Genomic DNA, 15,475 nt, shown 5'->3' on the forward strand with positions numbered 1-15,475 from the left:
CGACTCCCCCTCCCAGGAACCCCGATGAGACGCATGCGTGCACGAGGTCGCGGCGCTCCCGTCGCGCTGGCGCTGCCCGCGCTGCTCGCGATCGCGTTTCTGCTGCTGCCCCTGATCGGCATTCTCGTCCGTACGCCCTGGGGCGACCTCGGGACGCATCTCACCACCCCCGGTGTGGTGGAGGCGCTGAGGCTGTCGCTGCTGGTCTCCTTCTGGGCGCTCGGTCTCTCCCTGCTGCTCGGGGTGCCACTGGCATGGCTGCTGGCCCGGGTGAGGTTCCCCGGCAAGACGCTGGTGCGCACGCTGGTCCTGCTGCCGATGGTGCTGCCGCCCACCGTCGGCGGGGTCGCGCTGCTGCTCGGCTTCGGCCGGCGCGGACTGCTCGGGCCCTGGCTGGAGGATTCCTTCGGGATCACCCTGCCGTTCCACACCTCGGGCGCCGTGATCGCCGCGACGTTCGTGGCGATGCCGTTCCTCATCATCAGCCTCGAAGGCACCCTGGCCGGTATGCGGCCCGCCTACGAGGAGACCGCCGCGTCACTGGGCGCCTCGCCGGTACGGGTGTTCCTCACCGTCACCCTGCCGATGGTCGCCCCGGGGCTCGCCGCGGGCGCCGCGCTGACCTGGGCGCGCGCCCTCGGCGAGTTCGGCGCCACGATCACCTTCGCCGGCAACCTCCCCGGTACCACCCAGACCCTTCCGCTCCAGGTCTATCTGCTGCTCCAGGACTCGCCGGAGGCCGCGACCTCGGTATCCCTGCTGCTGCTCGCCATCGCGATGGCCGTGCTGATCGGACTGCGCGGACGCTGGACGGGGGTGACGGCCGACCGCGCACCGGACCGTGCCACGCCGCCGGACGATACGGACACGCCCTCCCCGTCCGCCGCCGCCTCCGCGACCGGCACACCGTCCGGACCGTCCGAGCCGGACGGCGCCGACCTCGTGGCGGACGCGTCCCCCGACCCGGCCGAGCGCTGGCGACTGCACGCGGAGGTCACCGGCTTCAACCAGCTCGTCCTGACCGCCGAGCCCGGTACGACCATCGCGGTCGTCGGCCCCAACGGCGCAGGTAAAACGACCCTGCTGCGCGCCCTCCTCGGCCTCACGCCGCGCGCCCACGCCGAACTCCGCCTCGGGGACCGGGATGTCACCGCCCTCCCGCCGCACCGGCGCGGTGTCGCTTGGGTCCCGCAGGACGGCGCGCTCTTCCCGCATCTGAGCGCCCTCGCCAACACCGCGTACGGGCTCCGCGCCCACGGCGTCCACCGCGCCGAGGCCCGCCGTATCGCACGGCAGTGGCTCGACCGGCTCGGCGTCGGGCAACTCGCCCACCGCAAGCCGCATCAGCTCTCCGGCGGTCAGGCGCAGCGGGTCGCGCTGGCCCGCGCGCTCGCCGTCAGGCCCCGGCTGCTGCTTCTCGACGAGCCGCTCGCCGCGCTCGACCAGACCACCCGGGCGCGGGTACGCCATACCCTGCGCGGCCATCTCGACGGCTTCGGCGGTGTCTGTCTGATCGTCACCCATGACCCGGTCGAGGCCGTCTCGCTGGCCGACCGGGTCCTCGTACTCGACGACGGCAGGGTCCTCCAGGACGCCCCGCCCGCCGAAGTGACCCGTAACCCCCGCTCGCCGTGGGTGGCCCGGATGCTCGGACGCAACGCCTGGCCCGGCAGGTCGGGGCCCGCCGGTTTCGAACTCACCGCCGGTGGGCGGCTGGTGGTCGCCGAGCCGCCCGCCGAGGGCACGGCGGCCCTCGCGATCATCGCCCCGGAGGCCGTCTCCGTACACCGTGAGCGCCCAGGTGGCAGCCCCCGCAACGTCTGGCGGGGGACGGTACGCGAGATCACCGCGCTCGGCAGCCGGCTGCGTGTCCTGATCACCTCGGACGAGGCCCCCGATCTGGTCGCCGAGATCACGCCCCAGTCCGCCGCCGAACTCGGCCTGGCCGACGGCGTTTCCGTATGGACCAGTGTCAAGGCCACCGAGGTCACCCTCGTCGCCCTGTGAGACCGGGCCCGTCGGGGAGGTCCCGTCGGCGCCGTCGGCCTGACAGGGTGAGTACGCGGACCGAGCAGGGGAGCGAGCGATGTTGCTGCGTCAGCTGGAGTATCTGGTGGCACTCGCCAGGGAACGGCACTTCGCACGTGCCGCCGCGGCCTGCTATGTGTCGCAGCCCTCGCTGTCCGCCGCGATCCGCAAACTCGAACACGAACTGGACGTGCCCATCGTGCGGCGTGGCCGCCGTTTCGAGGGGCTGACCCCCGAGGGCGAACGGGTGCTGCTCTGGGCACACCGCATCCTGGCCGAGCGCGACGCCCTGGGCCATGAACTCTCCGCGATGCGCGACGGGCTGGCGGGCACCCTGCGGCTGGGCGCCATCCCCACCGCGCTGACCGCCGCCTCGCTGCTCACCACCCCCTTCGTGGAGCGGCATCCACGGACCCGGGTCTCGCTCGACTCCCTCTCCTCCCGCGAGATAGCCCAGCGGCTGGCCGCGTTCGAGCTGGACATCGCGCTCACCTATCTGGACGACGACAGCCTCGGCCATGTCCGCAGGAGTCCGCTGTACGAGGAGCGCTATCTGCTGCTCACCCCGCTCGACGGACCGATGGGCGGCTGCCCGGCCGCCCGCTGGGCGGAGATCGCCGAGCTGCCGCTCTGTCTGCTCTCCCCGCAGATGCGCAACCGCCGGATCATGGACGAGTACTTCGCCGCCGAAGGCGTGAGCGCCGTGACCCCGGCCATCGAGACGGACTCCGTCGCCGCCCTGTACGCGCATCTCACGGCCGGCCACTGGTCGAGCGTCATCTCCCACGCCTGGCTGCATATGTTCGGCGTTCCCGAGGGGATGCGGGTGATCCCGCTGGAACACCCGGCGCACGGACCTCGCGTGGGCCTGGTCATCGCCGACCGCAGCCCCGGATCCGTGCTGGCCAGAGCCCTGTTGGAGACGGCCAGGGAGGCGGGCGTACGGGAGGCGCTCGACCGGCTTCTGGACACCTATCTGTATCCGGCGACCCCGCCGGGCGACTCGGGATAGCCGTGGCCTATCCCGAGATAGAAAGGTTCATTTTGACCATGACCCGGCGGCGCCGCGAGGGTGGAGACATCTTCCCGCAGCAACGAATGAGGAGCCGCAGTCATGGCAAAGGTGCTGTGCGTGCTGTACGACGACCCGGTCGACGGATACCCCAAGACCTACGCCCGGGACGACCTTCCGCGTATCGACCACTACCCGGGCGGCCAGACCACCCCCACCCCGCAGGGCATCGACTTCACCCCCGGGCAGCTCCTCGGCAGCGTCTCCGGTGAGCTGGGGCTGCGTACGTTCCTGGAGTCCCGCGGCCACAGCCTCGTCGTCACCTCGGACAAGGACCGCGAGGGCTCGGTCTTCGACCAGGAGCTGGTCGACGCCGATGTGGTCATCTCGCAGCCGTTCTGGCCCGCCTATCTGACGGCGGAGCGCATCGCGAAGGCCGAGAACCTGAAGCTCGCCATCACGGCGGGCATCGGCTCGGACCATGTCGACCTCGACGCCGCCATCGCCAAGGGCGTCACCGTCGCCGAGGTCACGTACTGCAACAGCATCAGCGTCGCCGAGCATGTCGTGATGATGACGCTGTCGCTCGTACGGAACTACCTGCCCTCGCACCAGTGGGTCCTGGACGGCGGCTGGAACATCGCGGACTGCGTGGCCCGTTCGTACGACCTGGAGGGCATGCAGGTCGGCACCGTCGCCGCGGGCCGGATCGGGCTCGCCGTCCTGCGCAGGCTGGCGCCCTTCGATGTCGGGCTGCACTACACCGACCGCCACCGGCTCCCGGAGTCCGTCGAGCAGGAGTTGGGGCTCACCTGGCACGAGAGCGCCGCCGCGATGGTCCCGCACTGCGACGTGGTCACGATCAACGCGCCTCTCCACCCCGAGACGGAGGGGCTGTTCGGCGACGAGCTGCTCGCCACCATGAAGCGCGGCGCCTATCTCATCAACACCGCCCGCGCGAAGATAGCCGACCGCGACGCCATCGACCGCGCGCTGCGCAGCGGCCAGCTCGCCGGCTACGCGGGAGACGTGTGGTACCCGCAGCCCGCGCCGGCCGACCACCCCTGGCGGACCATGCCGAACCACGGCATGACCCCGCACATCTCCGGCTCCTCGCTCTCCGCCCAGGCCCGCTACGCCGCGGGGACCCGGGAGATCCTGGAGTCCTGGTTCGCGGGCACCCCGCTGCGTGACGAGTATCTGATCGTCGACAAGGGGGCGCTGGCCGGTGTCGGTGCCCACTCGTACTCCGTGAAGAACACCTGACCGCTCGGTGAAGAACGCCTGACCGAGATAGCTGATCACGCGTCATGGGTCCCCAGGACAAGGGGGATCCGGCCTGGATTCAGCCGCTCCTCGCCACGTCCCTGGCAGGGGCGGCTGTCTCGCGTCCGCTCGGATGTTCGGCACACTGGTGCCGTGTCCATACTTCCTCACCAGGTACAACAGGCCCTGCCGGCGGGCCATATGGTCGTCTGCGGCGACGACACACTGGCCCACCGGCTGGCGGGCGAGCTGCGCGACGTCTACGGCGAACGGGTCACACTCGTCATCCCGCCGGTACGCCCCTCCCGCCTCCCGCCCGCTCCACTGGCCGGTCCGGGCCGAGCCTCGGCCTTCTTCGGACGGATGTCCGCGGCCATGGCCCGTACGGCGGCGACGCTCCCGGACCCGGTGGGGGAGGGGACCAGGAGACCGGACGCTTCGCGAGTCCTGGAGGCGGCGGAGCTCGACGAGGACGTCCTCGTGGACGCCGGAGTCGAGGAGGCGGCGGCCCTCGCCCTCGTCCATGACGACGACGAGATCAATATCCGGGTCGCGCTCGCGGCCCGTCGGCTCAACCCCCATCTGCGGCTGGTCATCCGGCTCTACAACCGCAAGCTCGGCCAGCATCTGGAGGAACTGCTCGACCAGGCCGCCGCCGTCGCCGTCCCCGGTCTCGACCGGGCGGCGCTGGACGCCACCACCGTCCTCTCGGACGCCGACACCGCGGCCCCCGCACTGGCCGCCACGGCCGTCGCGGGGACCAGCAAGGTGGTACGGGCCGACGGCCTGCTGCTGCGAGCCGTGGAGCGCAACCCGCCGGGACCCGGCGAGATCGCCGACCCGGGGCTGTGCACCCTCGCCCTGCTCTCCGCCACCACCAACGACCCGGCGGGGGCCGAGGGTTCGGACAACAGCGGCCAGGACGGCCCGCGGCTGCTGCCCGACGACGCGAGCGCCGCCGCCGCCACCGGACGCGGCACGGTCGTCCTGGAAGCCGTCTCGCACGCCGCTCCCGATCTGCCGCCGCGCCGGCTCGCGGGCCGCGGCGCCCCGCTCGCCTCACTGTTCTCCCGCCGGCTGCGCTGGTCCTTCGCCGGGATCATCGCCGCCGTACTCGCCCTCGCGGTCGTCTCGTCGCTGGTCACCGGCGCCCATCCGCTGGGCGCGATGTATCTGACGCTGCTCGATCTCTTCGCCATCGGAGATCCCGCCGTCGGCGAGCCCGCGCCCCGGCAGGTGATGCAGCTCCTCGCCATGGTCACCGGAATCCTGCTGCTGCCCGTGGTGCTGGCGGCGGTCCTGGAGGCGCTCGGCACGTTCCGTACGGCGTCGGCGCTGCGCCGGCCACCGCGCGGTATCTCCGGTCATGTCGTACTCCTCGGACTCGGCAAGATCGGCAGCCGGGTGCTCGTACGCCTGCGTGAGCTGGGCATCCCAGTGGTGTGCGTGGAGGAGGACCCCGACGCGCGAGGAATCGCGCTCGCCCGCGGCCTGCGCGTGCCGACCGTCCTGGGCGATGTGACCCAGGAGGGGGTGCTGGAGGCGGCCAAGATCGAGCGCGCGCACGCCCTGCTCGCCCTCACCAGCGTCGACACCACCAATCTTGAGGCCGCGCTGTACGCGCGCTCCATCGCGCCCGATCTGCGGGTGGCGCTGCGGCTGTACGACGACGACTTCGCGACCGCCGTCTACCGGACCCTGCGCGCGGCGCATCCCGGGGCGCTCACCCGCAGCCGCAGTGTGTCCACCCTGGCGGCCCCCGCCTTCGCCATCGCCATGATGGGCCGCCAGATCCTCGGGGCCATCCCGGTGGAACGCAAGGTGCTGCTGATGGCCGCCATAGACGTGGCGGGTCATCCGAGGCTGGAGGGGCGTACGGTCGCGGAGGTGTTCCGGCCGGGTGCCTGGCGGGTCATCGCGCTGGACACCGCGGCGCCGGGGGACCGGGTGCCCGATCTCGCCGACACCCGGCTCGATCATGAGGAGCGCCGGCCTGCCGGTCTGGTCTGGGATCTGCACCCCGGCTATGTGCTGCACCCCCGGGACCGGGTGGTGCTGGCGGCCACCCGCAGGGGGCTGGCGGAACTGCTCGGGCGGCAGTCCGCCTCCCGGGCCCGCCCGGCGGGGTGATCCGCGGCCCCGGCGGTGAGGACACGCACTGGGCGCCGCCGGATACCGGGGATGCGGCGGGGCCCGGCGGGCACGAGAATGGCGAACACCGGATGAACGAGGAGGCGGCATGAACGCAGAGTCCACGGCGCGACCGGAGCCCGAGAGCGTGACCCCCGACCGGCTGCTGCACACCGGCGCGTACGACCAGGTCACGGCCGAAGATCTCGCGCTGGCCTCCGGCCGCGATCTCACCCCCGAGAACATCGAATGGGCCAGGCGGCGGCTGGCCGAGAGGGGTCGCGCGGCCATCGAGGAGCAGCTGCCGTAGCCAAACCGCGGCTGTCCCGGCGCGACCGCGACAGCCACCGCACCTCCCACCTCTCCACCTCCCACCCTCCAGCTCCCACCAGGCCCCTCGCGCGCCGAGCGCGCTCCACCGCTGCTGAGCGGCGGGGCGCGTTTCTCGCTGCCCGCTCCCGCTGATCACATCCGTAAGCTCGCGTCCTCCCGCCCGTCATCGAACTCGCCTACGCTCCCTCTCGGTTGACATGCCCAAGACATGCGCAACGGGAGGAACAAGGCATATGGCAAAGCTCCTTCGCACCACGGTGGCGGCCGGCGCCGTCGCCGTGCTCGCCTTCACCGCCACGTCCGCCGGCGCCGCCGACCCGGGCGCGCTGCCCTACCCCTCCACCACCGGGGTCGGTGTCCACAACGCGTACGAGAAGGCCACCTTCCCGTACTTCGCGGACGCGCTCGACTCCGGAGCCGGGATGCTCGAACTCGACGTATGGACCAACCTGTTCGGCGCCTCCTGGCGGGTGTCCCACAGCAACCCGCTGGGCAATGACAACAACTGCGCCAACGCCACCACGGTGAGCCAGCTGCGGACCAACGCGCAGAACCGCGATCTCGCCGGCTGCCTGACCGACATCAGGACCTGGCACGACGCCAACCAGAACCACCGGCCGATCGTCCTCAAGATCGAGATGAAGGACGGCTTCCAGGGACAGGGCGGCCGTGGCCCCGCCGCCCTGGACGCGCTGCTCAACAGCAAGCTCGGCGACGCGCTCTTCCGCCCCGCCGACCTGGTGGGCGACCACGGCGACCTCGACCGGGCGGCCCAGGCCGGCGCCTGGCCGTCGCGCGCGCAGCTGGCCGGCAAGTTCATCGTCGAGCTGATCCCCGGCACGGTGGAGGAGCAGAACCCGCTCGACACCCTGTGGACCGACCGTGAGTACGCCATTTATCTGCGTGACCTCAAGGCGGCGGGCCGGCTGAACGAGGCCGCGGCCTTCCCCGCCGTCCACAAGGCCACCGCCGGTGATCCGCGCACCCGCTACACGGACGCGACGATCAGGCCCTGGTTCGTCTTCTTCGACGGCGACGCCGCCACGTACACCGCCGGCGGGATCGACACCGCGTGGTACGCGCAGCGGAACTACTTCCTGCTGATGACGGACGCCCACAACGTGCCGCCGGCCATCGACGGCACCAACCCCACCGAGCAGCAGGCCCGTGACCGGCTGACCCTGCTGGCCCAGCGGAACGCCAGCCTGATCTCGGCGGACTGGCGCGCGCTGCCGACGGTGCTCGCGACCGTCGTTCCGCGCGGCTGAGCCGGGGGAGCCACACACGTCCCGGGGCCGGTTCCGCTCACCGGCCCCGGGGCTCGCGGGACCCCCTGTCCCACGGGGCCCGTCCGTCCCCTGGTCCTGTTCCGTCAGCCGGGCTCCGCCACGTCCCGGCCGTGCGCCGCGAGGACCGTCTCGACCGTGTCCGCCTCCGTGGCGGCCTTGTCCTCGCGGTAGCGGACCACCCGGGCGAAGCGCAGCGTCACCCCCGCCGGATAGCGGGACGACCGCTGGAGTCCGTCGTACGCGATCTCGACCACCAGTTCGGGACGTACGGTCACGGTGAAGCCGTCGTCACGGACCGCCAGTTCCCGCAGACGCTCCGTCTGCCACTCCAGCATCTGGTCCGTCAGTCCCTTGAACGTCTTGCCGAGCATCGCGAACGAGCCGTCCTGCCGTCGCGCGCCCAGATGCAGATTGGAGAGTCTGCCGGTGCGCCTGCCGTGCCCCCACTCCGCGGCCAGCACCACGAGATCCAGGGTGTGCACCGGTTTCACCTTCAGCCAGCCCGCCCCGCGCTGGCCCGCGCTGTAGGGGGTGTCGAGCGCCTTGAGCACCACACCCTCATGGCCCCGGGCCAGGGTGTCGCGGAGAAACGCCTCGGCCGCCCGCCCCTCCTCCCGGGCCGTGCCGGTGACCACGATCCGCCGTACCCGCATCGGCTCGGGGACCAGCCGCGCCAGCGCCTCGTGCCGCTCCGCGCACGACAGCTCCAGCAGATCCTCGCCCCCGGCGGCGAGGACATCGAAGAAGACGGGCGACAGCGGGACGGCCGCCGCCGCGGACCGTACGTCCATCCGCGAGCCGACCCGGCTCGCGATCTCCTGGAACGGCCTCGGCCTGCCCTCCGCGTCCAGCGCGATGACCTCCCCGTCCAGCACGAAACGGTCGCCGGGCAGCTCCAGGGCGATCGCCGTCACCTCGGGCAGCCGGTCCGTGATGTCGTCGAGCGTGCGGGTGAAGATCCGTACCGTCGGCCCGTCGCGGTGCACCTGCACCCGGATGCCGTCCAGCTTCTCCTCGACGGCGCACTCCCCGAGCCGGCCGATCGCCTCGGTGACGCTCGCCGCGCTCTGCGCGAGCATCGGCAGTACGGGTCGCCCCACCGTCAGCAGGAACTCCTCCAGCACCCGCGGCCCCTCCGTCAGCAGCCGCTCCGCCACCCGCTGGAGGGAGCCGGCCAGCATCACCGCCCGGCGTACCGCGGCGGCCCGCGCGCCCGAGGTCTCCGCCAGCGCCTCGACGGCGACGGCGTCCAGCGCGCCCTGGCGCACCTCGCCGGAGATCAGCCCCACCAGGAAGCGCTGCTCCTCCTCGGTGGCCGCGCCCAGCAGCTCCTGGACCAGCCGTCTGCGCTCGCCCTGCGCACCACGGCCCGCCACGGCCGCGAGGGCGGTGAAGACGGCATCGACCCGGTGCACGGTGAGCGTGGCGCGGTCCGCGGGCGGGGGCGGGTCCTTCAGCGCGTTCCAGCCGACGCCGATCCTGCCCTGCGGCAGCCGCCCGGCCAGATACGGAATGACGAGGGGCACGTCCTCGGCGCCCGCCGTCCGGAAGAGTCCGGCCAGCAGGGAGATCTTCCGGGAGCGCGCCGATGTCTCGGCGACCTCCCGGGAGACATGCGCGAGCGGTGCCAACAGCATGCTGCCATCGTGCAACGCCGCGCGCGGGTCCGCCCGTCCTGACGGAGAACACCACCCGTCGGCTCATCACGACCGGAAACCCGCCGCGCCTCATTCCCGCCGGGGCGCGAGGGCAGCTGCCGCCCCGGCACATTCTCCGGGCAATGGCCTGGCTCGGCGCCGACACCCGGCCGCCCCCGTACACACTCCGGGACAGTGCGGCCATACTGGACGGGCCGGGGAGGGCGCAGCGAGGTGACGGGGGCGACAGCACGCGATGGCGGACACCAGGCTGATCCAGGGCCGCTACCGGCTGCTCGATCTGATCGGGCGCGGGGGGATGGGCGAGGTGTGGCGGGCTCGCGACGAGTCGCTCGGCAGACAGGTCGCGGTCAAGTGCCTCAAGCCGCTGGGCCCGCAGCAGGACCAGTCCTTCACCCGGATCATGCGGGAGCGCTTCCGCAGGGAGGCGCGGGTCGCCGCCGCGCTCCAGCACCGCGGCGTCACCGTCGTCCATGACTTCGGCGAGGACAACGGCGTGCTCTATCTCGTGATGGAGCTGCTCGACGGACGCAACCTCAGCCAGCTGCTGGAGGACAACGAGCAGCATCCGCTGCCGGTGCCCCATGTCGTCGACATCGCCGAGCAGGTCGCGGACGCCCTCGCGTACACCCACGGCCAGGGCATCATCCACCGCGACCTGAAGCCCGCCAACATCATGCGGCTCGCCGACGGCACGGTGAAGATCTGCGACTTCGGCATCGCGCGGCTCGGCCACGACATCGGCTTCACCTCGCGGCTGACCGGTACCGGCATCGCGATGGGGACCCCGCACTACATGTCGCCCGAGCAGATCGGCGCCGGCCATGTCGATCACCGCAGCGACCTCTACTCGCTGGGATGTGTGCTGTACGAGATCGCCACCGGCGCCCCGCCGTTCGACCTGGGCGACGCCTGGGCGGTACTGGTCGGCCACCGCGACACGGTCCCGGAGCCGCCGCGCAAGCACCGGGCGGAACTGCCGGAATTCTTCGACCGGCTCGTCCTCGACCTGCTGGCCAAGACACCGGAGGAGCGGCCCACCGACGCGGGGGACCTGCGGCGCAGAATCGGCGCCGCGCGCACCGCCCCCGGGCCGGCGGGCACGGTCCTGGGGAGCCCAGGGCTCGGGGACACGGGGCTCGGGAGCACAGGCCCGCTGAGCACCGGTCCGCGGGCGCCGTTGGCCTTCCCGGCGCCGGACGGGGGTGCCACGCCCCACCACCCGGACGGATCCCGGCTGCCGTCCTGGGCCCGGTCCATGACCACCGGCCACAAGGCGACCGGTGTCTCCGTGCCGCGGCCCACCCCGCCCGACCACACCGCGGGCCTCACCGGCGAGTGGACCCGCCCGGCCGATCCGCGCGCCACCACCGGAACGTATCCGGCCGCCGCGCGTCCCACCCCGTCCCCCGAACAGCTCGCGGTCCTCGTCAGCCGGCACAACGCCGGTCTGAGCCTCGGCCGGCTCGGCCGCTGGGAGGAGGCGGGGGAGGTGCACCGCGCGGTCGCCGCGGAACGTGAGCACGCCCTGGGTCCTGACCACCCCGACACCCTCGCCAGCCGGTACGAGGTCGGGTTCACGCTCAGCAGGACCGGGCGTACGGCGGACGCGCTGCGCGAGTTCACCCGCGTCGCGGAGGGGCGCGCCCGCGCGCTGGGCCCTGACCATCCGGAGACGCTCGCCGCCCGCCAGGAGATGGCGTACGTACTGGGGCAGCTCGGCCGGCACTTCGAGGCCCATGACGTGTTCGCCGCGGTGCTCGCCTCGCGCGAGCGCACGATGGGCCCCGACCATCCGGACACCCTGCGCTGCCGCCACAACCTGGCGTACAACCTCAGCCGGCTCGGACGCCTGGAGGACGCGTACCGGCTGGCCCACTCGGTCGCCGTGGCCCGCGCCCGGGTGCTCGGAGCCGACCATCCCGACACGCTGGTCAGCCAGTACGAGGTGGCCTACGCGCTGGGGCGGCTCGGCCGCTGGCCGGAGGCGCTCGGCGGCTACCGCGAGGTGGCCGCGGTCCGCGCCCGCGCGCTGGGCCCCGACCACCCCGACACGCTCTCCGCGCGCTACGAGATCGGCATCAGCCTGGGCCGGCTCGGCCGCAGCGAGGAGGCGCTCGATCTGTACCGCGGGCTCGTCGCCGACCGCACCCGTGTCCAGGGGCCGCTGCATCCGGAGACCCTGCGGGCCCGGCACGGCTTCGGGGTCAACCTGGGCCGGCTCGCCCGCTGGGACGAGGCGCTCGCGGAGGCCCGTGACGTGTGCGAGGCCCGCGAGCGGGTTCTGGGCCCCGACCACCCCGACACCCTCGTCAGCCGCCGGGAGATCGCCGTCGGCCTGGGCTGGCTGGCTCGCTGGCCGGAAGCCCTGACCGTCTACCGCAGGGTCGCCGAGGCGCGGCACCGGGTCCTGGGCGCCGTCCACCCGGACACCCTGGCGGCCAGGAACGACGAGGCGCACTGCCTGGAACAGCTGGGAAGGGGAGGCGAGGCGGTGGAGCTGTACCGCCAGGTCGCCGCGTTGCGCCAGCAGCACGGCACCAGAGGCCGCTGAGCGGTTCAGTCCTCCGAGGCCACCCAGCCGGCCGCCTCGATACGAGCCGCGTCCTTCCGTCGGGCCTCGTCGAAGACCGGGCGCCCACCGTCCTCGATCCGTAGCCCGTCCACATACGCGCCCCGCCCCACATAGAGCCGGTCCGTCGTGTACCGCCAGCGCAGCCGTACCTCCGTATCCCGCCAGGCCGCCAGATCCGCGGTCAGCCGGTGCCAGCCGCGTCCCGACCAGCCCGTGGCCGAGCCCGCCGGGTGCGCCAGCGGTTCCCGCCCGGCGGCCGCGGTCGTGAAGGGCACCGGCCGCCAGTCGCTCCCGGCACCGGCCGACGCCTCCAGGAACAGCCCGTCCGCGTCCGGCTCGGTGTCCCACCACAGCGAACAGCGCAGCACTCCGGCGCGGGCCGTGACCGGGGGCAGCGTCAGCGTGGCCGTCGTGGCGTTCGCCATGCCGGAGAACCACGCGGTACGGCCGTGCGCGGGCCGCACCGCGACGGCCCGTGCCATCCGGTCGGCCGCCGCGACGCGCGGTGCGCTGCCGGACCGCCAGCTCCGCACGGGGTGCACCGAGTTGCCGAGCACGATCAGGAAGGAGTCGGTCGTCGGGTCGAGAACGAGACTGGTGCCGGTGAACCCGGTGTGGCCCGCCGTGCTCGGGGTGGCCATCGCGCCCATGTACCAGTGCTGGTAGAGCTCGAAGCCCAGTCCGTGGGCGTCGCCGGGGAAAGCGGAGTTGAAGTCGGTGAACATCAGCTCCACGGACTCGGGCCGCAGGATCCGCGCCCGGCCGTACGCGCCGCCGTTCAGCAGCGTACGGGCGAGGATCGCCAGGTCCCAGGCGCGGGAGAAGACCCCGGCGTGCCCCGCGACCCCGCCGAGGCTGTACGCGTTCTCGTCGTGCACCTCGCCCCACACCAGCCCCCGGTCGAGCCCCGACCAGGGCCGGCGCGCGTCCTCGGTGGCGGCGATCCCCGGTTTCCAGGAGGCGGGCGGGTTGTAGCGCGTGCGGTGCATCGCCAGCGGCGCGGTGATCTCGTCGCGGAGCAGGGTGTCCAAGGTGTGACCGGTGATCCGCTCCAGGATCAGCTGGAGCGAGATCAGATTGAGGTCCGAGTACAGATAGGCCGTGCCGGGCCGGGTCACCGGGGCCTCGTTCCACAGCAGCTGGAGCTTGCCCTCGTACGTCGGCGCCGTATAGAGCGGGACCCAGGCGCGGAAGCCGGAGGTGTGCGTCAGCAGCTGGCGCACGGTCACGTCCTGCTTGCCCGCCCGCCCGAACTCGGGGAGATACGTGGTGACCCGCGCCGCCAGTTCCAGCTCGCCGCGCTCGATCCGCTGGACGGCGAGGATCGAGGTGAACAGCTTGGAGAGGGAGGCGAGATCGAAGACCGTGTCCTCGGTCATCGCGATCCGCCGCTCGGGGGGCAGCTCCACTCCGGTGTCGGTCTTCTCGTCGTACGCGGCGTAGCGCACGGCGGCGCCGATCGGCCGGTGCAGGGCGACCGTACCCCCGCGCCCGGCGAGCAGTACGGCGCCCGCGTACCAGGGGTGCGTGGGGGAGGGGCCGAGGAAGGCGGACGCGTCGTCGATCAGCCGGTCCAGCTGACCGGGGAGGAGACCGGCCCGCTCGGCGGAGCCGTGCCGCAGCGTCGTCCGCCGCGCGCCGCCGGACCCGCCGGACCTGCCGTCCGAACCGGGCGTGGTGGCGCGGGCCGAGCCCTCGGCGAACGGGATCGGCGCCACGGCGAGCGCCCCGCCCAGGGCCAGTACCCCGCCGCCCAGCCTGCGCCGGCTTATCCCGCCGGCCCGCGGCTCGCTCCGCGCGCCGTCACGCCCGCCGTCACGCCCGCCGTCCTCCGCACCGCTCGCTCCGCGTCCGCCCGCCCGGTCCTCCGCCATTCGGCAGCCCTCCCCTGAACGTCGCTTCTCACATCCGACCCAGCCGTCAGGACCTCTTACCACAGCGGAACTGACACCGCATCACACACGACGGGACGGGCTTGCCGTACGGCGCCGCCGCCGCGCGCACCACCAGTACCTCTGGCAGCGTGTGGCACATGAGGACGAGCGTCGGCATCAGGTCACTGATGTCCCAGTGGACCGTAGTGGTGCCACTGCTCGCGGTGGTCGCGCTGATCCTCAGCTGGGGCCGCAGCCTGCCGGGCTTCGCGGTCGCGCTCGTCGCCCTCTGTCTCGCGGGCGCCGTGCTCGCGGCCGTGCACCACGCCGAGGTCGTCGCCCACCGGGTGGGGGAGCCGTTCGGCTCACTCGTCCTCGCCGTCGCGGTCACGGTCATCGAGGTGGCGCTCATCGTCACGCTGATGATCGACGGCGGCGACAAGACCGCCTCGCTCGCCCGGGACACGGTCTTCGCCGCCGTCATGATCACCTGCAATGGCATTCTCGGCCTCTGCCTGCTGGTCGGGGCGGTGCGCAGCCGGGTCGCCGTGTTCAACGCCGAGGGCACGGGGACCGCGCTGACCACCGTCGCCACCCTGGCCACGCTCACGCTCGTGATCCCGACGTTCACCACCAGCAAGCCGGGCCCGGAGTTCTCACCCGCGCAGCTGGGCTTCGCCGCGGTCGCCTCACTCGTCCTGTACGGGCTCTTCGTCGCCGTACAGACCGTGCGCCACCGCGACTACTTCCTCCCCGTCACCCAGGAAGGGGATGTGCGCGAGGAGGACTCGCACGCCCCGCTGCCCACCCGCCGGGCCACCGTCCTGAGCCTGGTGATGCTGGTCGTGGCGCTGATCGCCGTTGTCGGGGACGCGAAGGCCGTGTCCTCGACCATCGAGTCGGGGGTGGAGTCGGCCGGGCTGCCCCAGGCCGTGGTCGGTGTGATCATCGCCCTGCTGGTGCTGCTGCCCGAGACCCTCGCCGCCGTACGCGCGGCCCGCCGCGAGCGTGTGCAGACGAGCCTCAATCTGGCGCTCGGCTCGGCCATAGCGAGCATCGGTCTGACGATCCCGGCCATCGCGCTCGCCTCGATCTGGCTGAGTGGGCCGCTGGTGCTCGGGCTGAGCGCCGTCCATATGGTGCTGCTCGCGCTGACGGTGGTGGTGGGCGCCCTGACCGTCGCGCCGGGCCGGGCCACCCTGCTCCAGGGCGGGGTGCATCTGGGGATCTTCGCCGCGTTCGTCTTCCTCGCCATCAGCCCGTGACCCGGACGGCCCGGTCCGGGGGATTGACCCGCCGCGCGACCGCCC

The 15,475-nt window shown here is 72.8% G+C and carries 10 protein-coding genes; 8 read left to right on the forward strand and 2 right to left on the reverse strand.

The genetic code is table 11. The features are described from left to right. The first annotated feature begins 24 nt into the window (after positions 1-24). The 6 genes from AB0M67_RS14245 to AB0M67_RS14270 all read left to right on the forward strand — a co-directional run bounded on the left by AB0M67_RS14245 (position 25) and on the right by AB0M67_RS14270 (position 8,037). Positions 25-2,007 (forward strand): ABC transporter permease, encoded by a 1,983-nt coding sequence (locus AB0M67_RS14245; RefSeq protein ID WP_365745634.1) that lies wholly within the window; start codon positions 25-27, stop codon positions 2,005-2,007. 79 nt (positions 2,008-2,086) lie between these two features. Next, positions 2,087-3,040, forward strand: a complete 954-nt coding sequence (locus AB0M67_RS14250; RefSeq protein ID WP_365745635.1) for a LysR family transcriptional regulator — start codon at positions 2,087-2,089, stop codon at positions 3,038-3,040. A 102-nt stretch (positions 3,041-3,142) separates the two neighbouring features. Beyond that, positions 3,143-4,306: an NAD-dependent formate dehydrogenase gene (locus AB0M67_RS14255; protein WP_365745636.1), complete on the forward strand. Its 1,164-nt coding sequence runs from the start codon at positions 3,143-3,145 to the stop codon at positions 4,304-4,306. Positions 4,307-4,507: 201 nt separating this feature from the next. Further along, positions 4,508-6,436 (forward strand): NAD-binding protein, encoded by a 1,929-nt coding sequence (locus AB0M67_RS14260; protein ID WP_365745804.1) that lies wholly within the window; start codon positions 4,508-4,510, stop codon positions 6,434-6,436. 109 nt (positions 6,437-6,545) lie between these two features. Further along, positions 6,546-6,746, forward strand: coding sequence for a hypothetical protein (locus AB0M67_RS14265; protein WP_249949883.1), 201 nt, complete (start codon positions 6,546-6,548; stop codon positions 6,744-6,746). Between the two features lie 256 nt (positions 6,747-7,002). After that, the gene (locus AB0M67_RS14270; protein WP_365745637.1) at positions 7,003-8,037 is read left to right on the forward strand and encodes a phosphatidylinositol-specific phospholipase C domain-containing protein; all 1,035 of its coding nucleotides are present in this window, start codon (positions 7,003-7,005) and stop codon (positions 8,035-8,037) included. A gap of 104 nt (positions 8,038-8,141) precedes the next feature. On the opposite strand, the gene AB0M67_RS14275 is transcribed toward AB0M67_RS14270, so the two are convergent. Then, a complete protein-coding gene (locus AB0M67_RS14275; protein ID WP_365745638.1) occupies positions 8,142-9,695 on the reverse strand; it encodes an ATP-dependent DNA ligase in 1,554 nt (517 codons plus the stop codon). 256 nt (positions 9,696-9,951) lie between these two features. Between AB0M67_RS14275 and AB0M67_RS14280 the strand changes: the two genes are divergently transcribed. Further along, positions 9,952-12,270 carry a tetratricopeptide repeat protein gene (locus AB0M67_RS14280; RefSeq protein ID WP_365745639.1) on the forward strand — a complete coding sequence of 773 codons (2,319 nt, stop codon included), beginning with the start codon at positions 9,952-9,954 and terminating at the stop codon, positions 12,268-12,270. A gap of 5 nt (positions 12,271-12,275) precedes the next feature. Here AB0M67_RS14280 and AB0M67_RS14285 read toward each other — a convergent pair whose 3' ends face one another. Beyond that, complete coding sequence (locus AB0M67_RS14285) at positions 12,276-14,165, reverse strand: serine hydrolase (protein WP_365745640.1); 1,890 nt, start codon at positions 14,163-14,165, stop codon at positions 12,276-12,278. Positions 14,166-14,323: 158 nt separating this feature from the next. On the opposite strand from AB0M67_RS14285, the gene AB0M67_RS14290 reads away from it, so the two are divergent. Beyond that, positions 14,324-15,430 (forward strand): ionic transporter y4hA, encoded by a 1,107-nt coding sequence (locus tag AB0M67_RS14290; RefSeq protein ID WP_365745641.1) that lies wholly within the window; start codon positions 14,324-14,326, stop codon positions 15,428-15,430. Positions 15,431-15,475: the final 45 nt, after the last annotated feature.

The sequence above is a fragment of the Streptomyces sp. NPDC051662 genome, from assembly GCF_040681655.1.
Classification (GTDB): Bacteria; Actinomycetota; Actinomycetes; order Streptomycetales; family Streptomycetaceae; genus Streptomyces.

Bases quoted from the DNA above. Each gene is read 5' to 3' on its own strand.
- AB0M67_RS14245 (WP_365745634.1), top strand. From the start codon at position 25: ATGAGACGCATGCGTGCACGAGGTCGCGGCGCTCCCGTCGCGCTGGCG.
- AB0M67_RS14250 (WP_365745635.1), top strand. From the start codon at position 2,087: ATGTTGCTGCGTCAGCTGGAGTATCTGGTGGCACTCGCCAGGGAACGG.
- AB0M67_RS14255 (WP_365745636.1), top strand. From the start codon at position 3,143: ATGGCAAAGGTGCTGTGCGTGCTGTACGACGACCCGGTCGACGGATAC.
- AB0M67_RS14260 (WP_365745804.1), top strand. From the start codon at position 4,508: ATGGTCGTCTGCGGCGACGACACACTGGCCCACCGGCTGGCGGGCGAG.
- AB0M67_RS14265 (WP_249949883.1), top strand. From the start codon at position 6,546: ATGAACGCAGAGTCCACGGCGCGACCGGAGCCCGAGAGCGTGACCCCC.
- AB0M67_RS14270 (WP_365745637.1), top strand. From the start codon at position 7,003: ATGGCAAAGCTCCTTCGCACCACGGTGGCGGCCGGCGCCGTCGCCGTG.
- AB0M67_RS14275 (WP_365745638.1), bottom strand. From the start codon at position 9,695: ATGCTGTTGGCACCGCTCGCGCATGTCTCCCGGGAGGTCGCCGAGACA.
- AB0M67_RS14280 (WP_365745639.1), top strand. From the start codon at position 9,952: ATGGCGGACACCAGGCTGATCCAGGGCCGCTACCGGCTGCTCGATCTG.
- AB0M67_RS14285 (WP_365745640.1), bottom strand. From the start codon at position 14,165: ATGGCGGAGGACCGGGCGGGCGGACGCGGAGCGAGCGGTGCGGAGGAC.
- AB0M67_RS14290 (WP_365745641.1), top strand. From the start codon at position 14,324: ATGAGGACGAGCGTCGGCATCAGGTCACTGATGTCCCAGTGGACCGTA.